Raw genomic sequence first — 19,856 nt, 5'->3', positions numbered from 1 at the left:
TCAGCCCCGTGAGACCTACATGACCACCGTAACGCTCCAAGCCGATATCAAAGCCAAGTGGCCCCAAGGACAAAGCTCCTACAGCCCCGGCAGCCCAGAGGAATTGGCGATCATCGGCATCGACCTGCTGGTCAAGGAACTGGGTACGCAGGCAGCCCAAGCGTTCATCGGCCAGATATTCGAGAAATACCCGGCCGATCACATGGGGGCACATGACCCCGAGCGCGAATAAGAACCGACTGGACCGGTCAACCCATTACTTCAGACGCGCCAGGCGCTCGGTCAGCAGATCGAAAAAGCCCTGGGCATCACCGTTCTCCACCCAGAACGCGTTCTTCGGTTGTTTCAGGCCGTCGTACCAGTCGACAATGGTCTGGCCGAAGGTTGGGCCTTCACGGCTGTCCACCACCACGTTGACCTCACGTCCGCTGAACAGCGAAGGCTTGAGCAGGTAGGCAATAACGGTTGCATCATGCACCGGGCCGCCGGGAATACCGTAGTGCTCCATGTCGCCCTTGACATATTCATTGAGAATATCGCCAACCACCTTGCTCGCGTTGTTCTTGAGGTCGGCGATCTTTTTCAGGCGCGCTTCGCTGGTCAGAACCTTGTGGGTCACGTCCAGCGGCAGGTAGGTCAGCTTGACGCCGCTCTTGAGCACAATCTCAGCCGCGACCGGGTCGGCGAACAGGTTGAACTCCGCCACCGGCGTGATATTGCCGCCGTTGAAGTGCGCGCCGCCCATTACCACGACTTCCTTGATGCCCTGAGTGATTTCCGGTGCCTGGGTCAGCGCCAGCGCCAGGTTCGTCTGCGGGCCGAGCATCGCGATGGTGATGCTGTGCGGCTTGGCAGTGCTGAGGGTATTGATCAGGTAATCAACGGCATTGCCGTCCGCCAGGCCCTTTTTCGGCTCATGCACGGTGACGCCGGAAATGCCCTCCTTACCGTGGATATTCTCGGCGTAGATCGGCGTGCGCAGCAGCGGTGCGGGCGCACCGGCGTACACCGGGATGTCCTCGCGCCCCGCCCATTCACGGGCCAGGCGTGCATTGCGGGAGGTCTTGTCCAGGCGCACGTTGCCGGCGACGGTGGTGAGCGCGCGAATGTTCAGCTCATCCTGGGAGGCCATGGCGAACAACAATGCCACCACATCATCGGCGCCTGGGTCGGTGTCGATGATCAGGTCGATTTTTTCCGCCGCCTGGGCGCTTGCAGCAGTGAGCGCAGACAAAAGCAGAACACTCCGGAACAGGTTTTTCAGGGTGGGAAGACCATATTGCATAAAACACTCCTTGTCGTTGAGAACGCTAGAACGTTACGCCGGACACCAGCGCGATATTGCAGTAAGGCTGGCATTCACCAGTGCGCACCACCGCGCGCGCCTTGTGGCTGAGCTGCTTGAATTCGTCATGGCTGACCAGGCGCCGCTCACCGAGGGCCGCCTGCTCTGTGAGCGCATTGAGCTCGACCAGCGCCGGTGGTTGCTTGAGCAGGATTTCTTCCGCCAGCACATGGCGTTCAACCTGCATCTCGCTGAGCACGATACGCAAGGTGCTGATGAAATCCGGGATGCCCTGGGTCAATGCCAGGTCGATCAACTCGACACCCGGCGGCACCGGCAGGCCAGCGTCACCGATCACGAGGATGTCACCGTGCCCCAGGGAGGCGATCACACGCGACAGGGCAATATTGAGCAGAGGTGTCTTTTTCATGAGGGCACAAAACCTTGTACGTCGTGCAGCGTTGGAATAGAGGGCTGCGCACCGGCGCGGGTGACCGACAATGCCGCCGCGACCTGGCCAAAACGAATGGCCTCGGCCTCGCTCTTGCCGTTGGCCAACGCCGCAGCAAAGCCACCGACGAACGTATCACCCGCTGCCGTTGTGTCTACCGCCTTGACCTTGGGCGCATGCAGGTGCTCGAAATTCTGGCCGTCGGTAAACAGTGCGCCCTGAGAGCCCAGGGTGACGATGACTTTGCCGGCGCCCGCCAGGATCAGTTGGGTGGCCGCGGCCTTGGCACTGTCAATGGAGTCGACGGCCACACCACTCAGTGCGCCAGCTTCGCTTTCATTGGGGATCAGGTAGTCGATCGAGGCGTACCACTCGGCCGGCAACGGCGCGCTGGCCGGTGCAGGGTTGAGGATCACCGTCTTGCCCAGCTCACGACCGCGCTTGAGGGCATAGCCTACCGTATTCATCGGCACTTCCAGCTGGCAGACGATCACCTCAGCCGTCTGCAGCACCGCATCAAACGCCTGCAATGAGGCTGGCGTCAGTTCGCCGTTACTGCCCGCCACGATCACAATCGCGTTCTGACTGCTGTCGTCGACCACGATCAAGGCCACGCCACTGGAACCGTCCACGGTGCTGACGGCCTGGCAATCGATGCCTTCCACCACCAACGCATCGCGCAACTGGATGCCATAGGCATCGCTGCCGACACAGCCGATCATCGACACATCGGCCCCCAAGCGTGCGCAGGCTACCGCCTGGTTCGCACCCTTGCCGCCAGGTACGGTTGAGAATGTCTGGCCGATCAAGGTTTCACCGGCACGGGGCAACCGGCTGGCACGGGTGACCAGGTCCATGTTCAAGCTGCCTATTACCACTACTTTTGCTGGCATACATCAGTACTCATCAATTCGGTTCAGCGGTATTGGGCGAACGTACCGGAGACAGGTGCCGTCGACTCACGCAACACGATGCTCGGCGTCACGATGCGTTGATCGAATGGCATTTGGGGTGTTGCAATTCTTCGCAGTAAAAGCTCGGCGGCCGTCTCGCCCAGTTGCACGATCGACTGCCCGACCGTGGTCAGCGCCGGGTAGACGTAACGGCTCATTTGAATGTCATCGAAACCGATCACCGACAGCTCGCCGGGTACGCGAATATTGCGCTCTGCCGCTGCACGCAATACGCCGAAACCTATCATATCGTTGCTGGCAAAAATCGCACTGGGCGGGTTTTGCGCCAGCAATTGCACAGCGGCGGCATAACCGCCCGTGCTGGTGAAATCGCTTTCCTGGGTGCGGTTGGCGGCCACTTCGGCACCGGCCTCGCGCAGCGCACGGTAAAAACCCGCCAAACGCATTTGCGCGACACGGGTATGGGCAGGGCCGCCAATGCAAGCAATGTCGCGATGGCCCAATTCGAGCAGGTGCCGGGTCGCCAGGTAGGCGCCCTCCTCGTGATCGATGCGCACCAGGTCCACATCAATGCCATCCAGCGCCCGGTCGACGATCACCATGGGCGTGCGCACTGCGCTCAAGCCGGCGGCGAGGCCACTGTCATCGCCGCCCACCGATGTGACGATCAAGCCGTCGATGCGCTTTTCCAGCAACACGCGCAAATAGTTGCGCTGCTTTTCAGCGTTGTCGTCGGAGTTGCACAGGATGACGCAGTAGCCGTTACGCTCGCAGTAATCCTCGATGCCGCGAGCCAGTTCTGCAAAATACGGGTTGAGGCTGTTGGGCACCAGCAAACCGATGGTGGCCGTGGTCTTGGCCTTGAGTGAGCGCGCGACGGCACTGGGCACGTAGTCGAGCTGCTTGATCGCCGCTTCAACCTTGATACGCACCGGCTCACTGACCGGGCGGGTCTTGTTCACCACATGGGACACCGTGGTGTAGGAAATACCCGCAAGCGCTGCCACATCCTTGATGGTTGCCATGGTTCAACCCCGCCGACTGGCGCGCCGGCTGCGGTAGGTATCGAGTACCACGGCAATCACGATCACGGCACCGGTGATGATGCGCTTGGTCGGTTCCGTGGCACCGATCTGCGCCAGGCCAGCCGCCAGTACCGAAATAATCAACACACCAAAGAAAGTACTGATTACCGAGCCGCGCCCGCCCATCAGGCTGGTGCCGCCGATCACCACAGCCGCAATCACTTGCAGCTCCAGGCCGGAGCCGGCGTTCGGGTCCGCCGCTTCCAGGCGCGAAATCTGGAACAGCGCCGCCACGCCGGCCAGCAGGCCCATGAGGCTGAACACCAGGATCTTGTAGGGCTTTGGATTGATCCCCGCCAGGCGCACGGCCTCTTCGTTGGTGCCGATACCGATCAGGTAACGACCAAACACAGTACGGGTCAACACCAGCTGCGCGACGATGATCACCAGCAACGCGATGATGAACGACGGCGAGATACCAAAGGCAATCGGGTTGGACAGCCAGGCAAATGAATCCCCGATGTAGGCGGTGCGCGAGCCGGTCATCTGGTAGGCGACGCCCCGGGCCATTTCCAGCACGCCGAGGGAGACGATAAACGACGGAATGCGCCAGGCCACGGTGATCGAGCCGGTGATGGTGCCGGCCAAGGCCGCACAGCCCATGCCCAGTACGGCAGCCGGCAACACGCTCCAGCCCCAGCCGAGGATCGCCACGCTGACGGCCGATGCAGCCAGTGCCAGCACCGAGCCCACCGACAGGTCGATCCCGCCGATGATCAGGATGAAAGTCATGCCCACCGCCAGCACCATGAGGTCCGGAATCTGGTTGGCCAGGGTACTGAAGGTGTCATAGGACAGGAAGTGATCGCTGAGCACCGAGAACAGCGCAATCATCGCCAGCAAGGCACCCGCAAGACCCAGGTAGGTACCCAGGCCATAGAAGTTGCCGCCGGTCTTGCCAGGGGAGGTTGTGGTTTTCATGGGGTATCCCTAAGCACTGCGTCGTTGAGCAGCGCATCACGTTTCTGATAGCCGGCGAAGGCGGCGGCGAGCAATTCATCCTGGGTCCAGCTGTCGCGCTCGAACGTCTCGATCAAGCGCCCGGCGGACAATACACCGATGCGATCGCAGATCAGCATGAGCTCACGCAGGTCGCTGGACACCACCACCAGCGCTTTGCCCTGGCGGGTCAACTCGCCCAGCAAGGCATAAATATCGAACTTGGCACCCACGTCGATGCCGCGGGTTGGCTCGTCGAACAGCATCACCGAGCAGTCGCGCTCCAGCCAGCGGCCAATCACCACCTTCTGCTGGTTACCGCCGGACAGTTCGGAGACCAACTGCGCCGGACTGGAACTGCGGATGCGCATGGCGTCAATCTGACGCTTGGCCAAGGCGGTTTCGTCGCGGCTGTTGACCACCCCACCGCCAGAGATTTCCGGCATATTGCCCAGGGCGATGTTGGCGCTGATGGACTGGGTCAGCAGCAGCCCTTCACCCTTGCGGTCTTCGGTGATCAGGGCAATGCCGTGGCCTACCGCGTCCACGGGCGAGCGGATGCTCACCACCTGGGCCGGCGAACCGAGCGCCACGGTGCCGCTGTCGGCCAGGTCGGCGCCGAAGATCAGGCGCAACAATTCAGTACGGCCGGCACCGATCAGGCCGGAGATGCCATAGATCTCGCCCGCACGCACTTCAAAGGACACGTCGCGGACCTTGTCCGAGCGGGTCAGGCCTTTTACGGTCAGCGCCGGCCCCCCGATGGTTCGCGGGCCCAGGTCGATGTGCTCGCCCAGCTCGCGCCCCACCATCAAGGTGACCAGTTGCTCGCTGTTGTAATTGGCCATCGGCTCGACACAGACCAGCTTGCCGTCGCGCAGTACCGCAATGCGCTGGGCAACACGGGCAAGTTCTTCCAGCCGGTGCGAAATATAGATGATCGCCACGCCCCTGGCCTGCAGACGGGTGATCTGTTCGAACAGCATCTCGACTTCACGGGCCGTGAGCATGGCCGTGGGTTCGTCAAGGATCAGTACGTGACAATCGCCGATCAGGTTGCGTGCGATTTCGACCATTTGCTGATGACCAATGCCCAGGCTGCCAACCAGAGTGTCAGGGTCGATAGCGTCCAGCCCGACCTGGGCCATGGCCTCGACCGCCGCCTTGCGCAGTTGCTTGCGGCTGATCCAGCCGCAGTGGCTGGGCAGGTTATCCAGGAACAGGTTTTCGGCAACGGTCAGCGTCGGCAGCAGGTTGAGTTCCTGCATGACCATGCGCACGCCCAGCTCTTCAGCCTGGGTGCGGCTGCCAGGGCGATAATCCTGGCCGTTGAACTGCATCTGCCCGGTGGTCGGCGTGACCAGCCCGCCGATGATCTTCGACAAGGTACTTTTGCCTGCGCCGTTTTCACCGGTCAGCGCCAGCACTTCCCCACGATTGAGCGTCAGGGTGATGTCGGACAGAACCGGTTGGGCATAGGTCTTGCCGATACCGCTGACCGAGAGGACAGCGTTCGGGGCGGAAGATGACATAGGAAAATCTCCAGGCGCCCGCCCAGGACGAGCGGGCGCTGTTGGGGTATTGCCGGAATTACTTCTTGAGGACGAGTTCGACCGGGGTCTCGATCACGCCGTCCTTGGCATCGACTTTCTCACCCTTGACCAGCTTGAGCGCATTCTGGATACCGAACACGGCTTGCTTGGCAGCGGCCTGGTCGGCGGTCGCCAGCACACGACCGTCCTGCAGCATCGGCTTGATGGCTTCGATGTTGTCGTAGCCTACGACCAGCACCTTGCCGGCTTTGCCTGCCGCACGCACGGCGGAGACCGCGCCCAGGGCCATGTTGTCGTTACCGGCCAGCAGGGCCTTGAGGTCCGGGTATTCGCTCAGCATGGCGGACGCCACTTTCTGGCCCTGGTCGATTTCCCAGTTGCCGGATTGAGTGGACACAATCTTCATGCCGGCAGCGTCCATCGCATCCTTGTAGCCTGCGGTACGTTGCTGGGCGTTGGTGGTGGTCGGCACACCTTCGATAATGCCGACCTTGTCACCCGAGGCCAGTTGCTTGGCCAGGTAGTCACCCACCAGTTTCGAGCCTTTACGGTTGTCCGGGCCTACGAATGGGATATCGAGGTTCTTGCTTTTAAGCACATCCGGGTCGAGGCGGTTATCGATGTTGACGACCTTGATACCGGCATCGGAGGCCTTCTTCAGCACGGTGACCAGTGCCTTCGAATCAGCAGGCGCGATCACGATGGCGTTGACCTTGGCGAGGATCATCTGGTTGACGATATCGATCTGCGCGCTGGTGTCGGTTTCGTTCTTGATCCCGTTGGTGATCATGTCGAAATCGGCGGCGTGCTCTTTCTGATACGTCTTGGCACCGTCCTGCATGGTGACGAAAAATTCATTGGCGAGGGATTTCATAACCAGGCCGACCTTGGGTTTGGCGGCGTCATCGGCAAATGCAGAGGAGAGAGGCAGGGCAGCGGATGCGGCGGCAAGCACAGCGACAGCAAGAAGACGTCCAGCGAATGGCAGCTTCATGGTTTCACTCCGATCTTATGATTATTGTGAGCAACGCTTGCACCGAAGACCCCTTCGGCAGCCTTCCCACCCGGGGGACTGATACGAGCTGTCACGCTACTCAATGAGTACTCCGTGAAACATCTCGCAAACGTTTGCGTTGTTCAAACTATGAGAACCTTGTCGAGATTTGTCAACGGTTGAAAACAGCCTTTCATCCAGGCCCTCCCGCACGCTTGGGCATAGATGCAGCTAAACATCACACACTTCCGATCGTTCTCTGAAACGACAGGCTGGAATGCATCATTCATGCATCCTCAAAAGCCTGGCGGTCAACTTTTCGGACAACCGAACGCAATGCGGTCCGATGTTCGGAAAGCCGGACACCGACATGATCAATAAGCCCGAAAAATCAATATTAACTGTTATAAATCAATAATTTAAATTGTTTTAGCGTTCACGCTGAGCCTGGTACAGATCCTGCTCTACCTCATCACCTCGTGGCATTCAGAACCGCACGGGTGTTCTAGATGAACCTGCTACAGCACTCATCAAAAACCAGAGAGAAAAATAATGAAATCTGCACTGAAGACTTTTGTTCCGGGCGCGTTAGCCCTCCTGCTGTTGTTCCCCGTTGCCGCCCAGGCAAAGGAAGTTGAAACCAAGACCAAACTGTCCAACGTGGTGATCCTCGCCACCGGCGGTACCATTGCCGGCGCCGGCGCCAGCGCAGCCAACAGCGCCACCTACCAGGCAGCGAAAGTCGGTATCGAGCAATTGATCGCTGGTGTTCCTGAGCTTAGCCAGATCGCCAATGTGCGTGGCGAGCAAGTGATGCAAATTGCGTCCGAAAGCATCAACAATGACAACCTGCTGCAACTGGGTCGCCGCGTCGCCGAACTGGCCGACAGCAAGGATGTGGACGGCATCGTGATCACCCACGGTACCGACACCCTGGAAGAAACCGCCTACTTCCTGAACCTGGTGGAGAAAACCGACAAGCCAATCGTGGTGGTCGGCTCCATGCGACCAGGCACCGCCATGTCGGCGGACGGCATGCTCAACCTGTACAACGCTGTGGCCGTGGCCGGCAGCAAGGATGCACGCGGCAAAGGCGTGCTGGTCACCATGAACGACGAGATCCAGTCGGGTCGCGACGTCAGCAAGATGATCAATATCAAGACCGAAGCGTTCAAGAGCCCATGGGGCCCACTGGGCATGGTGGTTGAAGGCAAATCCTACTGGTTCCGCTTGCCGGCCAAGCGTCACACCATGGATTCGGAATTCGATATCAAGAACATCAAGAGCCTGCCGGACGTCGAGATCGCCTATGGCTACGGCAACGTGAGCGACACTGCCTACAAGGCCCTGGCTCAAGCAGGCGCCAAAGCCATCATCCACGCCGGCACTGGCAACGGCTCCGTGTCCTCCAAAGTCGTACCTGCCCTGGTGGAACTGCGCAAACAGGGTGTACAGATCATTCGCTCTTCCCACGTGAATGCCGGTGGCATGGTTCTGCGCAACGCCGAACAGCCTGACGACAAATACGACTGGGTGGCTGCACTCGACCTGAACCCGCAGAAAGCCCGCATCCTGGCCATGGTCGCCTTGACCAAGACCCAAGACAGCAAAGAGCTGCAGCGCATGTTCTGGGAATATTGATTCCTGACTGTCCCCCTGCAGGAGCGAGCATGCTCGCTCCTGCACCATCCCGCCCCGCCCTACACCCAATTGCCTGAATTGCTGTAAGACGAACTTCTTGAATTTTAAGTAGTTGCGAAATCGCCTACAGTTAAATACTGTATGTGCGTACAGCTTATTAAGGAATACTCCGTGGCAAAGTCCTCTTCCGCAGTGCCAACCGCACCTGATGCCTACGAACGCCTGGCTATTCGCGTGCAAAAGATCATCAATTCAACCAACGCCCAGAAAGCCAAGGCGGCGTTGATCTTCCGTTTGCCGGACGAGCCCGAGGATGAATGGGCGCGGTTGCTGGAGGAAATAGCAGAGAACGACAACGTCACCCTCGCCTATCGTGACGACGGTGGCGTACAGATTTTCTGGGTTGTACCGAAGGAAGATTGATTCAATGAGTGTCCGTTTTATCGCGGTTTGCTGCCTGTTTTTTGCTGTCACCGCCCACGCCCAGGCGCCACGCACGTTCAGTGAAGCCAAGAAAATCGCCTGGAAGCTCTACGCGCCACAATCCACCGAGTTCTATTGCGGCTGCAAGTACACGGGCAATCGCGTGGACTTGAAAGCCTGTGGCTACATCCCCCGCAAAAACGCCAATCGTGCCGCACGAATCGAATGGGAGCACATTGTTCCCGCCTGGCAGATCGGGCATCAGCGCCAATGCTGGCAGGACGGTGGGCGTAAGAACTGCACGCGCCATGATGACGTGTTCAAGCGTGCCGAAGCGGACCTGCACAACCTGGTACCCAGCATCGGTGAGGTCAACGGTGACCGTAATAACTTCAGTTTTGGCTGGCTGCCGGTACAAAGCGGGCAGTATGGGTCTTGCCTGACTCAAGTGGATTTCAAGACCAAGAAGGTCATGCCGCGCCCTTCCATCCGGGGGATGATCGCCCGCACCTATTTTTATATGAGCAAACAGTACGGCTTGCGACTGTCGAAACAGGATCGCCAGTTGTACGAAGCCTGGAACAAGACCTACCCGGTGCAGGCCTGGGAGCGCCAGCGTAACCAGACAGTGGCGTGTGTGATGGGGCGCGGCAATGAGTTTGTCGGCCCGGTGAATCTGAAAGCCTGTAGTTGAAAATGGGCGAAACTCCCGCCCACCCGGCGCGTTACTGTGCCGCCTTGTGCTCGATAACCTGCGATTCGGTATCGGTTTTCTTGGCGCGCGCCATTTTCTCGTTGAGCAGTGCCTGCTTGGCCTGCGCTTCAGCCTTGGTCGCGAACGGCCCCAGCAGGACTTCGTCCTTGCCGTCAACCTTCACGATGTAAAAGTTGAAACCATGCTCCAGCAACCAGGCCGTAAGGTCGGTGATGGCCTGTAGCTTGTGGTCCGGCGGCCCGACCCACACGTCCCATTCCTGGGCAGCAATCGCGCCGGTTCGAGGCTGGTTTTCGGTCACGACAGGCTTGCTCCTGGGGGCCTCCACGCGTTTGTCCTCACCGCAACCGGCCAATGCCAACACCGCCATTGCCATCGCTACTTTACGCACTGCCCTGCTCCTTTAAAGATAAAGAGGCGACTTTATCATTCACTGTCTATTCTGGCCGTCATAAACATTGGCTTAAACAATGCGAATCATGTATCGCAGACCTGTATGATGCCGCCATGGGAATTAATGTCGCCTCTATGCGTCCTAAAAAGAGGCAGTCACAGGGAAGCGCTTAGCAGTAAGCTACACACATCCGACACCTGCCCTGTCTGAAACATGTGTCCTTAAAAGTAATCAAGGAGAAGTCCATGCTGATACTCACCCGCAAAGTTGGTGAAAGCATAAACATCGGTGATGACATCACGGTCACCATCCTGGGCGTCAGCGGCCAGCAAGTAAGAATCGGCATCAACGCACCCAAGGATGTTGCCGTGCATCGCGAGGAGATCTACCAGCGCATCCAGGCCGGTTTGACTGCCCCGGACAAAAACCAGACGCCTTGAAGCGCCCTCAGTAGCCAGCCCTTTCGTGCACTGTAATGGCTGGCGAAAACCTCTTCACACCGCTCTTGTCATTGCTGCGTGACTGACGCCACCAATACGTTCATCTTCATGGAAAGATGAAACTGTCTTCACGCCCGGAACTTGTTGTTTCATTCTCAGCCGAATCTTCTGACTGACACTCAGCTATCCGCGTGCATTCAGGAGCATGTCGATGCGGCCCAGGCCCCCACCGCCATTTGCCTACACGTCTTGGATGATCGCCTTATCGATAGGATGGGTCTTCGCAGGGCTGGCCTATGGTTTGAAGTATGCAATCGAAGGCTCCGGCTCCGCCGCTCCTCATTCGGGGCTGGACTTGGCGCTGCTGCTTTGCGGGTACTTGTTCCTGTTTTGTCTCAAACCCATCCAGAAGTCCGTACAACGCAGGTTGTGCCGGCAAACGCGTCAGTGACATCGCGCTCATCGCTAGCAGCCCCCCTATCAACAGCGTCACAGCGCGAGTTTGGCCTTTTCGTATCAGCCCGTCCGACTCTGCAAGTACAACAAGCCATCTGCGTCACGCTGTACGTCCAACTGCTGGTACCCGTCTATCGAAGGGTGGTCAGTGGCCATAGGCGTGTGATGCGTCGACGTCACGACCATCACATCCGCGCCTGCGGCCTCTCCCGCACGAATACCCACCGGCGCATCTTCAAACACCAGGCATTCCTGCACCGGCACACCCAGGCGTTGCGCCCCCAAAACGTAACAAGCCGGATTCGGCTTGCCGACGGCCACGTCTTCAGCCGTCACCAATACCGCCGGCGGCGCAATGCCCGCTGCTTGCAGTCGGCGCAACGCCAACTCCCTGGGGGCAGAAGTGACCAACGCCCATTGATCACCCGGCAGGCGGTTCAGAAACGCCACGGCGCCGGAAATCGCCACAACACCTTCGACATCATTGATTTCAGCCTCGGTGATCCACTGCGCTTCAACCTCGGGATCGACGCCCGGCAATGCCTGGCGTGTGATGGTGTCGATCGCGCGGGCGCCGTGAATAGTCGTCAAAAAAGCCGCCACATCCAGCCCATGACGTTCAGCCCAGATGCTCCACACCCGCTCGGCAGCGGCAATGGAGTTGAGCAAGGTCCCATCCATATCAAACAAAAAGGCACGGTAACGGCGATTGAACACGGCTGAAGCTCGGATAGACACTGAGCGAATTCCTCATGGGCGGAAAAATGATAGGCCCGATGCAATCTACGGATCACCTCGGTGCTTGTAAACGCTACCGAGGTCGATTGCATTACAGGTTTGTAATGGAGCGGTAAGTCTTACCAGCACCCTCACTTCATACAGTGGAGTCGACGCCGGGGCCAACCCGAAGGTCAGCGCCCTGGTGTACGTGGCCGCCCGCGCGCCTGACGCCAATGAGGACTTTGTCGCGCTCTCGGCAAAGTATCCAAGCATGCCGGTGCGGGCCGGCGTTGAAGACCACGACGGCTACCTCACCCTGAGCCAGGAGGCCTTCCTCAAATACTTTGCCGGCGATGTGCCGCATGCCAAGGCCATGGAGCTGTACGCCGTGCAGCAGCCCATCGCCAAGACCCTGTTCAGCGGTCGCACCGTCAACGCCGCCTGGCACACCAAGCCTTCCTGGTATGCAGTGTCGGCGAATGACCAGACCATCAAGCCGGACTTGGAGCGCTTCCTCGCCAAGCGCATGAACGCCACCACCATCGAGCTGCCTTCGAGCCACCTGTCGCTGGTGTCCCACGCCAAGGAAATCACCGACCTGATCCTCGAGGCCTCTGGCCGCCAGCCCTGAGCCGTGCATTACAAACTTGTCATCATCCTGTTGGTTGGCTGTTCGGGGTGCCTGGTTACCGTGAACTCACTGTCACGATCTGGCAGCTAACCCTTTAAGAGAGATACCACCATGAAACTGTTTGTCCTCGGTTTTACCGCTCTGCTCGCTACCGGTTCCGTGCTTGCCGCAGAACCTGTGATCCATGACAAAACCGGCTTCTTCGTGCACCTGGATGTGGCCAAAGTGCTGTCGAGCACCGACACCTACGGCCAATGCGGCATCGTCCCGGCGCGCCTCGACTACCTGGACAGCCAGGGTCGCGAACATGTGTTGGACTACCAGGTCCAGGGCATCGGTTGCGCCAGCGACAATTGATCGGGCTACACTTGCGCCACGCATTGAGACAGGGCACTTTCCATGAACATTCTTGTAGTCGAAGACGAACCCAAGGCCGGCAATTACCTGCTCAACGGCCTGCAGGAACTGGGTTACTCCGTCAGCCTCGCCCGTGACGGCGTGGACGGTTTGCACCAGGCCCTGGAAACAGCGTTCGACGTGATCGTGCTGGATGTGATGATGCCGAAAATGGACGGCTGGGAGGTGCTGCGCCGCCTGCGAAAGGAAGCGGATACGCCGGTACTTTTCCTGACGGCTCGCGACGACATTGCCGACCGCATCAAGGGCCTGGAGCTGGGTGCAGATGATTACCTGATCAAGCCTTTTTCCTTCGCCGAACTGGTGGCACGTTTGCGAACCCTGACCCGTCGCGGCCCAAGCCGCGAGGAGGAACAGCTGCAGATCGCCGACCTGCAAATCGACGTGCTCAAACGCCGTGTCACCCGCGCCGGCACCCGCATCACCCTGACCAACAAAGAGTTCGCCTTGCTGCACCTGTTCGCCACTCATCAGGACCAGGTGCTGTCCCGCTCGCTGATCGCCTCGCGGGTGTGGGACATGAATTTCGACAGCGACACCAACGTGGTCGACGTGGCCGTACGGCGCCTGCGCCTGAAAATCGACGACCCGTTCCAGCTCAAGCTGATCCACAGCGTGCGTGGCATCGGCTACCGTTTCGATACCCAGCCATGAACACACGCCGTCATTACTCCCTGACCCTGCGTCTGGCGTTGATCTTCGCCCTGCTCGCCTTCGCCCTGCTGGCGACCCTCGGTGTGGCGCTGTATCGCGAACTGGAGCGGGAATTGATCATGCGTGACGACGCGGCCTTGATCTACCGCATCGATCAGTTGCGCAACCTGCTCAATGACAGCAACACCCTGGACCTGATCAAGACCAAGCCGGAGTTGTTCCAGAACATGCTCGGCAACCGCGAATCGGTACTGAGCATCGCCGCGCCAGGACAGAAGCCATTGCTGACGGTCAATCCCGGCAATATCGACCTGCCTTCCATACCCCCGGTCCCCAAGAACCACGAACTGACGCTCGCCGACGTACACCATTTTCCCAGCATCAACGGCGTACCCTTCGCCACCGTCGCCGCGTCCATCGACTCCGGCGACCTGGGCAGCCTGCAAGTCACCACGGGGCGCCTGATGACCGAGCGCACCAGCGTACTCGCCAGCTATCGACTGAGCGTTTATATCCTGGCGAGCGTTGCCGCAATCATCCTGGCCCTGGTCGGCTACCTGCTGGTTCATCGCGGGCTGTTACCGTTGCGACGCCTGGCCCGGCACGCTCAAGGCATTGGCGTCGGCAACCTCGCCGAACGCCTCGACAGCCACGGTGCGCCTAAGGAACTGCTGCCGATGATTGATTCATTCAATACCATGCTTGAGCGGCTGGCCAAGGGCTTTGTCCAACTGGGTCAGGTGTCCACCGACATGGCCCACGAGCTGCGCACACCCATCAACAATTTGCTGGGGGAAACCCAGGTCGCCCTGCAACAGCACCGCAGCATTGAAAGTTATCAGCAGTTGTTGGCGTCCAATGTGGAAGAGCTTGAACGCCTGGCGCGGATGCTCGATAACATGCTGTTCCTCGCGCGCACCGACCCGGCCAGTGCTTTGCGGCAACGCCAGGAACTCAGTGCCTGGGACGAGGTGGAACGCATCGCCGAGTACTTTGAGGGCTTGGCGGGTGATGTGGATATCAGCATTCACGCCGAAGGTGAAGGCGTGATCTGGGCGGAGCCAATGCTGCTGCGCAGGGCCTTGGCGAACCTGTGCGCCAACGCCATCAAATATGGTGCGCCAGGTACCGAGCTGGAGATCCGCGCCGTGCCAAGCGCCGATGGCATTCACCTGAGGGTCAGCAATCAAGGCGAGACCATCGCCGCCGAGCATCTGCCGCGGCTGTTCGAACGGTTTTACCGGGTGGATGAGTCACGGGAACGTTCTGCACAGTCCAACGGGTTGGGATTATCGATTGTGGCAACCATCATGCAACTGCATAACGGGCGGTACAGCGTAAGCAGTGAGGCAGGTGTGACGTGTTTTGAGTTGTTCTTTCCTAGACGGGAAGATTGAGCGCAAACGCCCGGTGTTATTTTGCAAAGGTTTGTCTCTTAACACTGGTCGCAAGCCAGACTAGTCTCGCTTCCCAAGGGGCTCAAGGGAGAGCCGGCAGCGGTAAAATTATGGAGATCCTGAAATGGAAATGCGATTAGGTTTACTGGAAAAGGGGCTGGCTGAAATGAATGAGAAGCTGATCACCGTTTCGAGCAAGGCAGATGCCATGGACAAGCACTTCGCTTCCAAGGCAGACCTGGCAACTACTGAACTGAACCTTATCAAATGGTACGTGGCAACCGCATTCGCCATGACAGGCCTGGCTTGCGCTATCACCTTCGGGCTTACCCGACTGTTTGCGATTTGAGGAGCGTCGGGCCGATCAGCTGACCTGCCCGCCCGCTTCCTCTGCATCTACCGGTGTTTGCCACGCCGCCAGCACAGCTGTCTGCAGCCCCGCAACCAACGTATCCAACGCCATTGAGGGCCGCTGTGAATCTGCCACCTGCTCTGGCAGAAAAGGTACGTGGATAAACCCACTGCGTACCCCAGAACCTGCGAGCGCATGCTGCAACAGATAAAACACCTGGTTACACACAAATGTCCCAGCCGTCTGCGATACCGAGGCCGCGACTCCCGCGTCGCGCACAGCCTTGACCATCGCCTTGATCGGCAAGGTCGTGAAGTAGGCCGCCGGGCCGCAGGCTACGACAGCCGTATCGATAGGCTGCTCCCCGAGGTTATCGGGGATGCGTGCATCATTGATATTGATCGCCACCCGTTCGACTGAGATATCGCTGCGCCCAGGCCCCAGGCCAGTCGCAATCACCATCGCAGGGTGCAACTCGTCGATCAGCCCGGTCAGGCACGCGCCCGCCGTGGCAAATGCGCAAGGCAGCAATCGCGCAACAATCTGCACATCGCTTCCCAGTCGCACGCCGTCCAGTTGGCGCACGGCTTCCCAGGAGGGGTTCACCCGGTCTTGATCAAAGGGCTCGAAACCCGTCAGCAGTACAATTTGCATCACGGCCTCACATCAACAGATAAAGCAGCACAATATTGACCACCAGCATCATCAACGCGGTCGGAAGCTGGGCCTTGATTACCGCATTCTTGTCCGGCAGCTCGAGCAACGCCGCCGGAACGATATTGAAGTTGGCTGCCATCGGGGTCATCAGGGTACCGCAGTAGCCGGAGAACATACCGATCGCCGCCATCACCGCGGGGTTACCGCCATAGATACCCACCAACACCGGCACGCCGACACCGCCGGTCATTACAGGAAAAGCTGCAAAGCCATTCCCCATGATCACCGTAAACAACGCCATGCCCAGCACATAGACGATCACCGCCACCAACTTGAAATCAAGGTTGATATAGGTAGTGGTGACGTGCGCGACAGCCGTACCAACCCCGGCTTCGTTGAACAGTAAGCCCAGCATTGCCAGCATCTGCGGCAGCACCATGGCCCAGCCAAGCGCTTCAGTCAGGCGACGGGATTCACGCAAGGCCTGCACCGGCGTATCACGGGTCAACCAGCACGCCAGGCCAAGGGCGATCAGGCAGCCGATACCGAGAGAAACGAAGGTCGTGTTTTTCGGGTCCAGCAATGGCACTCCGCCGATCTCGGTGTGCTTGAGCAACACCGATCCGATCACCGTGGTCAGCGGGATCGCCAACGCCGGGATGAACAGCTTGTGCCCCAGGCGACCAGCGCTGGCACGGGATGCTTTGTCGTGCAGCTCGGCATGCTTGCCTCGGCCGACGCCGCCCATGCCGGCTATCAAGGCCATGACCACTATGCCTACCCCGATAGCCACCGACGGCAGACGCTCACCGATCAGGAATGGAATGGCGAACAACAGCCAGAACAATGCACTGGTCCAGCGTTTGGGATGGGTGCGATCCATCAGGATCATGCCCGCCGTGATCAGCAGCAGAACCCCGGCCAGCCAGTACAGGTATTGAATGGAAATAATCATTGTGCGGCCTCCACGGGTGCAGCGGCCGGCGTCATCTCTCGGGCGAGCCTTCGGTCAAACCGATGCAGGCGGATCGCGTGAATGATGAAGGCGCAGATCGCCGTAGGAATCCCCCATACCGCAATATGCAGCGGCTCCACATCAATCCCCGAGCCCAGCAGGAAGGTGTGCATCAAGGCGATTGCACCGAAGGCGACAAAGATATCCTCACCAAAAAACAGGCCGACATTGTCAGTTGCCGCGCACATCGCCAGCACTTTATGACGCAGTTTTTCGGGAAGTTTGCCGTAGCGTTTTTCCGCTGCACCTTCAGCCATCGGCGCCAGCAGCGGACGCACCATCTGCGGATGCCCGCCCAGGCTGGTCAAGCCCATGGCGGCCGTGGACTCGCGTACAAACAGATAGATGATCAACAAGCGCCCGACCGTGGCGCGCTCGAACCGTGCAATCCAATTCTGCGCATGCAGGCGCAGCCCATGCCGCTCCAGCAGTCCAATGACCGCCAGGGGCAGCAACAGAATCAATTGCAGGGCACGAGTCTGAAGGAAGCCATCGCCCATGGTGGCGAGGATTTTTTCCAGGGGGAAATGGGCGGCAAGCCCGGTGGCGATAGCGGCGGCGGTGACCACCAACAGAGGGTTGATACGCAATACAAAGCCAACCACGATCACCAGTACGCCGATCAACGGCCATAAGTTCACAACAGTTTGCATGGCGGTGAGGTCCTTAAGTGCGCGCTGCGGCGCCATTACAGCAGGATGTGAACAAAGGGTTCACAGCAGGAAGTGGCGTGCAGTCGGCTCGGTTTTTTATTGTTGACCCAGAAGGTCGAGCGTCAGTGGCCGCAACTTTGCTGCCTGGGGGCGGGAGGTGTCCAACAAGAAAAATTGTTGCTGCGAACCAATAAATTTTGTGGGTGGTTGAACATCGTGCATGTAGCGAGAGTGGATAGCCCCGCAGGGACTCACGCATCTCAGCGCCGCTTGTTTCTGAGGCCTGAGCGAGTAAACCGATGACGCCCCCCTCTTACCCGCCGGCCATGACCCGGAAGCATCTGGAGGGTTTTGCAAAAAACCTTGCAAATCGCACCAACAAAAAAGGGCCCACCTTTCGGTGAGCCCTTCTAGACCGCCCAGCAGAGCGGATTTTGTTTGGTAGGCGCGATTGGACTCGAACCAACGACCCCCACCATGTCAAGGTGGTGCTCTAACCAACTGAGCTACGTGCCTGCTGTGAGGCGGCATTCTACGGAATTCCGGAGGGGTGTCAACATCTTTTTTGCAGCTAACCCTATGAATATGCGAATTTTTTATTTGCGTGGGGTACACCTGCGGATTTCGGGTGGCTGGCAGGCAATTTTCAACTCAGGTAGGATCGGCGCACTCGTAAAAAATATAAAACAGAGGTTCCAGGATGGCGAACACCCCCTACCCCCAGTCGTATTACGCCGCTTCCGCGAATGCAGCTCCACCTCGTCCAGTCCTGCAAGGCGACGTCGAAACCGATGTGTGCGTGATCGGCGCCGGCTACACCGGCCTCTCCAGCGCCCTGTTCCTGCTGGAGAGCGGTTTTCGCGTGACGGTGCTGGAAGCCGCCAAGGTGGGGTTTGGCGCCTCGGGCCGCAATGGCGGGCAGATCGTCAACAGCTACAGCCGTGATATTGATGTAATCGAGCGCAGTGTCGGCCCCAGGCAGGCGCAACTGCTGGGGCAGATGGCGTTTGAAGGCGGCAAGATCATTCGCGAGCGGGTGGCCAAGTATCAGATTCAGTGCGACCTGAAGGATGGTGGTGTTTTCGCCGCGCTCAACAGTAAGCACATGGGCCATCTGGAGTCACAGAAGCGTCTATGGGAGCGCTACGGCCACACCCAACTGGAGCTGCTGGACGAACGCCGTATTCGCGAAGTAGTGGCCTGTGACAACTACGTCGGCGGGCTGCTGGACATGAGCGCGGGGCACATCCACCCACTCAACCTGGCACTCGGCGAAGCGGCCGCCGTGGAGTCCCTGGGCGGCACGATCTACGAGCAATCCGCTGCCGTGCGTATCGAACGCGGCGCCAACCCGGTGGTGCATACCGCCGAGGGCAAGGTCAGGGCCAAGTTCATCATCGTCGCGGGGAATGCCTACCTGGGCAACCTGGTGCCGGAGTTGGCCGCCAAGTCCATGCCGTGCGGCACACAAGTGATCACCACCGCCCCCTTGGGCGATGAGCTGGCGAGAACCTTGCTGCCGCAGGATTACTGCGTCGAAGACTGCAACTACCTGCTCGACTACTACCGCCTCACGCGCGACAAGCGTCTGATCTTCGGCGGCGGCGTGGTGTATGGCGCGCGCGACCCGGCGAATATCGAAGCGATCATCCGCCCGAAGATGCTCAAGGCCTTCCCGCAACTCAAGGACGTGAAGATAGACTACGCCTGGACCGGCAATTTCCTGCTGACCCTGTCGCGTTTGCCGCAGGTGGGTCGCCTGGGCGACAACATCTACTACTCACAGGGCTGCAGCGGCCATGGCGTGACGTATACGCACCTGGCGGGCAAGGTACTGGCAGAGGCACTGCGAGGCCAGGCAGAGCGTTTTGACGCGTTTGCCGACCTGCCGCACTACCCGTTCCCGGGTGGGCAACTGTTGCGCACACCATTTGCGGCAATGGGTGCCTGGTACTACGGGCTACGCGACAAATTGGGATTCTGACTCGAACCTGTAGGAGCCCGTTTGCAGGCTCCTACAGGTCGCACTTATCAAATCACAGACACAAAAAACCCCGGTCTTTCGACCAG

At 59.3% G+C, this 19,856-nt stretch carries 22 protein-coding genes, 1 tRNA gene and 1 pseudogene; 11 read left to right on the top strand and 13 right to left on the bottom strand.

Features of this window, described 5'->3' with window-relative positions; all coding sequences use genetic code 11:
- Positions 1 to 19 precede the first annotated feature (19 nt).
- The gene (locus BM017_RS27240) at positions 20 to 232 is read left to right on the top strand and encodes a hypothetical protein (RefSeq protein ID WP_010209115.1); all 213 of its coding nucleotides are present in this window, start codon (positions 20 to 22) and stop codon (positions 230 to 232) included.
- A 24-nt stretch (positions 233 to 256) separates the two neighbouring features.
- Here BM017_RS27240 and BM017_RS27235 read toward each other — a convergent pair whose 3' ends face one another.
- Genes BM017_RS27235 through BM017_RS27205 form a run of 7 tightly spaced genes read right to left on the bottom strand, consistent with a single transcriptional unit; the run spans position 257 to position 7,221 of the window.
- On the bottom strand, positions 257 to 1,285 hold the full coding sequence (locus BM017_RS27235; RefSeq protein WP_071492189.1) for a nucleoside hydrolase: 1,029 nt from the start codon (positions 1,283 to 1,285) through the stop codon (positions 257 to 259).
- 25 nt (positions 1,286 to 1,310) lie between these two features.
- Positions 1,311 to 1,715: a D-ribose pyranase gene (gene rbsD / locus BM017_RS27230; RefSeq protein ID WP_071492190.1), complete on the bottom strand. Its 405-nt coding sequence runs from the start codon at positions 1,713 to 1,715 to the stop codon at positions 1,311 to 1,313.
- Positions 1,712 to 2,629 carry a ribokinase gene (gene rbsK, locus BM017_RS27225; protein WP_092250396.1) on the bottom strand — a complete coding sequence of 306 codons (918 nt, stop codon included), beginning with the start codon at positions 2,627 to 2,629 and terminating at the stop codon, positions 1,712 to 1,714. The genes rbsD and rbsK overlap by 4 nt, the downstream gene beginning before the upstream one ends.
- Positions 2,630 to 2,652: 23 nt before the next feature.
- Positions 2,653 to 3,675 carry a LacI family DNA-binding transcriptional regulator gene (locus tag BM017_RS27220; RefSeq protein ID WP_092250393.1) on the bottom strand — a complete coding sequence of 341 codons (1,023 nt, stop codon included), beginning with the start codon at positions 3,673 to 3,675 and terminating at the stop codon, positions 2,653 to 2,655.
- A gap of 3 nt (positions 3,676 to 3,678) precedes the next feature.
- The gene (locus tag BM017_RS27215) at positions 3,679 to 4,656 is read right to left on the bottom strand and encodes an ABC transporter permease (protein WP_017528200.1); all 978 of its coding nucleotides are present in this window, start codon (positions 4,654 to 4,656) and stop codon (positions 3,679 to 3,681) included.
- Positions 4,653 to 6,206, bottom strand: coding sequence for a sugar ABC transporter ATP-binding protein (locus BM017_RS27210; RefSeq protein ID WP_071492193.1), 1,554 nt, complete (start codon positions 6,204 to 6,206; stop codon positions 4,653 to 4,655). The genes BM017_RS27215 and BM017_RS27210 overlap by 4 nt, the downstream gene beginning before the upstream one ends.
- A gap of 58 nt (positions 6,207 to 6,264) precedes the next feature.
- On the bottom strand, positions 6,265 to 7,221 hold the full coding sequence (locus tag BM017_RS27205) for a sugar ABC transporter substrate-binding protein (protein WP_092250390.1): 957 nt from the start codon (positions 7,219 to 7,221) through the stop codon (positions 6,265 to 6,267).
- A gap of 552 nt (positions 7,222 to 7,773) precedes the next feature.
- Between BM017_RS27205 and BM017_RS27200 the strand changes: the two genes are divergently transcribed.
- The 3 genes from BM017_RS27200 to BM017_RS27190 all read left to right on the top strand — a co-directional run bounded on the left by BM017_RS27200 (position 7,774) and on the right by BM017_RS27190 (position 9,979).
- On the top strand, positions 7,774 to 8,862 hold the full coding sequence (locus BM017_RS27200) for an asparaginase (RefSeq protein WP_071492194.1): 1,089 nt from the start codon (positions 7,774 to 7,776) through the stop codon (positions 8,860 to 8,862).
- A 171-nt stretch (positions 8,863 to 9,033) separates the two neighbouring features.
- Positions 9,034 to 9,285 carry a DUF1654 domain-containing protein gene (locus BM017_RS27195; protein WP_083351486.1) on the top strand — a complete coding sequence of 84 codons (252 nt, stop codon included), beginning with the start codon at positions 9,034 to 9,036 and terminating at the stop codon, positions 9,283 to 9,285.
- Positions 9,286 to 9,289: 4 nt separating this feature from the next.
- Positions 9,290 to 9,979, top strand: a complete 690-nt coding sequence (locus BM017_RS27190) for an endonuclease (RefSeq protein WP_092250384.1) — start codon at positions 9,290 to 9,292, stop codon at positions 9,977 to 9,979.
- A gap of 31 nt (positions 9,980 to 10,010) precedes the next feature.
- Here the strand turns inward: BM017_RS27190 and BM017_RS27185 are convergent, their stop codons facing one another.
- Positions 10,011 to 10,376 carry a penicillin-binding protein activator LpoB gene (locus BM017_RS27185; RefSeq protein ID WP_092250381.1) on the bottom strand — a complete coding sequence of 122 codons (366 nt, stop codon included), beginning with the start codon at positions 10,374 to 10,376 and terminating at the stop codon, positions 10,011 to 10,013.
- A gap of 263 nt (positions 10,377 to 10,639) precedes the next feature.
- On the opposite strand from BM017_RS27185, the gene csrA reads away from it, so the two are divergent.
- Complete coding sequence (gene csrA / locus BM017_RS27180; protein ID WP_058426265.1) at positions 10,640 to 10,834, top strand: carbon storage regulator CsrA; 195 nt, start codon at positions 10,640 to 10,642, stop codon at positions 10,832 to 10,834.
- Positions 10,835 to 11,350: 516 nt separating this feature from the next.
- On the opposite strand, the gene BM017_RS27170 is transcribed toward csrA, so the two are convergent.
- Entirely contained in the window at positions 11,351 to 12,028 is a 678-nt protein-coding gene (locus BM017_RS27170) for an HAD family hydrolase (RefSeq protein WP_092250378.1), read from the bottom strand.
- Between the two features lie 136 nt (positions 12,029 to 12,164).
- On the opposite strand from BM017_RS27170, the pseudogene BM017_RS27165 reads away from it, so the two are divergent.
- The 5 genes and pseudogenes from BM017_RS27165 to BM017_RS27145 all read left to right on the top strand — a co-directional run.
- Positions 12,165 to 12,641, top strand: a pseudogene (locus BM017_RS27165) (alpha/beta fold hydrolase); the annotation flags it as partial.
- A gap of 111 nt (positions 12,642 to 12,752) precedes the next feature.
- On the top strand, positions 12,753 to 12,998 hold the full coding sequence (locus tag BM017_RS27160; RefSeq protein ID WP_071492201.1) for a DUF2790 domain-containing protein: 246 nt from the start codon (positions 12,753 to 12,755) through the stop codon (positions 12,996 to 12,998).
- Between the two features lie 42 nt (positions 12,999 to 13,040).
- Entirely contained in the window at positions 13,041 to 13,712 is a 672-nt protein-coding gene (locus BM017_RS27155) for a heavy metal response regulator transcription factor (RefSeq protein ID WP_071492202.1), read from the top strand.
- Entirely contained in the window at positions 13,709 to 15,109 is a 1,401-nt protein-coding gene (locus tag BM017_RS27150; RefSeq protein WP_092250374.1) for a heavy metal sensor histidine kinase, read from the top strand. The genes BM017_RS27155 and BM017_RS27150 overlap by 4 nt, the downstream gene beginning before the upstream one ends.
- A gap of 124 nt (positions 15,110 to 15,233) precedes the next feature.
- Positions 15,234 to 15,458, top strand: coding sequence for a hypothetical protein (locus BM017_RS27145; protein WP_058426270.1), 225 nt, complete (start codon positions 15,234 to 15,236; stop codon positions 15,456 to 15,458).
- A gap of 15 nt (positions 15,459 to 15,473) precedes the next feature.
- On the opposite strand, the gene pcp is transcribed toward BM017_RS27145, so the two are convergent.
- From pcp to BM017_RS27125, 4 genes are all read right to left on the bottom strand, one after another.
- A complete protein-coding gene (gene pcp / locus BM017_RS27140; protein ID WP_092250371.1) occupies positions 15,474 to 16,115 on the bottom strand; it encodes a pyroglutamyl-peptidase I in 642 nt (213 codons plus the stop codon).
- A gap of 7 nt (positions 16,116 to 16,122) precedes the next feature.
- Entirely contained in the window at positions 16,123 to 17,073 is a 951-nt protein-coding gene (locus BM017_RS27135; protein ID WP_071492205.1) for a DUF979 domain-containing protein, read from the bottom strand.
- On the bottom strand, positions 17,070 to 17,786 hold the full coding sequence (locus BM017_RS27130) for a DUF969 domain-containing protein (RefSeq protein WP_092250368.1): 717 nt from the start codon (positions 17,784 to 17,786) through the stop codon (positions 17,070 to 17,072). The genes BM017_RS27135 and BM017_RS27130 overlap by 4 nt, the downstream gene beginning before the upstream one ends.
- Before the next feature lie 439 nt (positions 17,787 to 18,225).
- Positions 18,226 to 18,302, bottom strand: a tRNA-Val gene (locus BM017_RS27125).
- Positions 18,303 to 18,486: 184 nt separating this feature from the next.
- Between BM017_RS27125 and BM017_RS27120 the strand changes: the two genes are divergently transcribed.
- Positions 18,487 to 19,770, top strand: coding sequence for an NAD(P)/FAD-dependent oxidoreductase (locus BM017_RS27120; protein WP_092250365.1), 1,284 nt, complete (start codon positions 18,487 to 18,489; stop codon positions 19,768 to 19,770).
- The last annotated feature ends 86 nt before the right edge of the window (positions 19,771 to 19,856 follow it).

This window comes from Pseudomonas sp. NFPP04 (assembly GCF_900113815.1).
GTDB lineage: Bacteria > Pseudomonadota > Gammaproteobacteria > Pseudomonadales > Pseudomonadaceae > Aquipseudomonas > Aquipseudomonas extremorientalis.
The sequence above is the reverse complement of the archived record's forward strand: the minus strand, read 5'-3'. Positions and strand labels throughout refer to the sequence as shown.

What these genes read in the sequence shown, in the direction of transcription:
- BM017_RS27190 (WP_092250384.1), top strand. Translation starts at nt 9,290, where the DNA reads ATGAGTGTCCGTTTTATCGCGGTTTGCTGCCTGTTTTTTGCTGTCACC.
- BM017_RS27220 (WP_092250393.1), bottom strand. Translation starts at nt 3,675, where the DNA reads ATGGCAACCATCAAGGATGTGGCAGCGCTTGCGGGTATTTCCTACACC.
- pcp (WP_092250371.1), bottom strand. Translation starts at nt 16,115, where the DNA reads ATGCAAATTGTACTGCTGACGGGTTTCGAGCCCTTTGATCAAGACCGG.
- BM017_RS27150 (WP_092250374.1), top strand. Translation starts at nt 13,709, where the DNA reads ATGAACACACGCCGTCATTACTCCCTGACCCTGCGTCTGGCGTTGATC.
- BM017_RS27135 (WP_071492205.1), bottom strand. Translation starts at nt 17,073, where the DNA reads ATGATTATTTCCATTCAATACCTGTACTGGCTGGCCGGGGTTCTGCTG.
- BM017_RS27215 (WP_017528200.1), bottom strand. Translation starts at nt 4,656, where the DNA reads ATGAAAACCACAACCTCCCCTGGCAAGACCGGCGGCAACTTCTATGGC.
- BM017_RS27160 (WP_071492201.1), top strand. Translation starts at nt 12,753, where the DNA reads ATGAAACTGTTTGTCCTCGGTTTTACCGCTCTGCTCGCTACCGGTTCC.
- rbsD (WP_071492190.1), bottom strand. Translation starts at nt 1,715, where the DNA reads ATGAAAAAGACACCTCTGCTCAATATTGCCCTGTCGCGTGTGATCGCC.
- BM017_RS27200 (WP_071492194.1), top strand. Translation starts at nt 7,774, where the DNA reads ATGAAATCTGCACTGAAGACTTTTGTTCCGGGCGCGTTAGCCCTCCTG.
- BM017_RS27155 (WP_071492202.1), top strand. Translation starts at nt 13,041, where the DNA reads ATGAACATTCTTGTAGTCGAAGACGAACCCAAGGCCGGCAATTACCTG.
- BM017_RS27240 (WP_010209115.1), top strand. Translation starts at nt 20, where the DNA reads ATGACCACCGTAACGCTCCAAGCCGATATCAAAGCCAAGTGGCCCCAA.
- BM017_RS27235 (WP_071492189.1), bottom strand. Translation starts at nt 1,285, where the DNA reads ATGCAATATGGTCTTCCCACCCTGAAAAACCTGTTCCGGAGTGTTCTG.
- BM017_RS27145 (WP_058426270.1), top strand. Translation starts at nt 15,234, where the DNA reads ATGGAAATGCGATTAGGTTTACTGGAAAAGGGGCTGGCTGAAATGAAT.
- BM017_RS27185 (WP_092250381.1), bottom strand. Translation starts at nt 10,376, where the DNA reads ATGGCAATGGCGGTGTTGGCATTGGCCGGTTGCGGTGAGGACAAACGC.
- rbsK (WP_092250396.1), bottom strand. Translation starts at nt 2,629, where the DNA reads ATGCCAGCAAAAGTAGTGGTAATAGGCAGCTTGAACATGGACCTGGTC.
- csrA (WP_058426265.1), top strand. Translation starts at nt 10,640, where the DNA reads ATGCTGATACTCACCCGCAAAGTTGGTGAAAGCATAAACATCGGTGAT.
- BM017_RS27210 (WP_071492193.1), bottom strand. Translation starts at nt 6,206, where the DNA reads ATGTCATCTTCCGCCCCGAACGCTGTCCTCTCGGTCAGCGGTATCGGC.
- BM017_RS27205 (WP_092250390.1), bottom strand. Translation starts at nt 7,221, where the DNA reads ATGAAGCTGCCATTCGCTGGACGTCTTCTTGCTGTCGCTGTGCTTGCC.
- BM017_RS27120 (WP_092250365.1), top strand. Translation starts at nt 18,487, where the DNA reads ATGGCGAACACCCCCTACCCCCAGTCGTATTACGCCGCTTCCGCGAAT.
- BM017_RS27130 (WP_092250368.1), bottom strand. Translation starts at nt 17,786, where the DNA reads ATGCAAACTGTTGTGAACTTATGGCCGTTGATCGGCGTACTGGTGATC.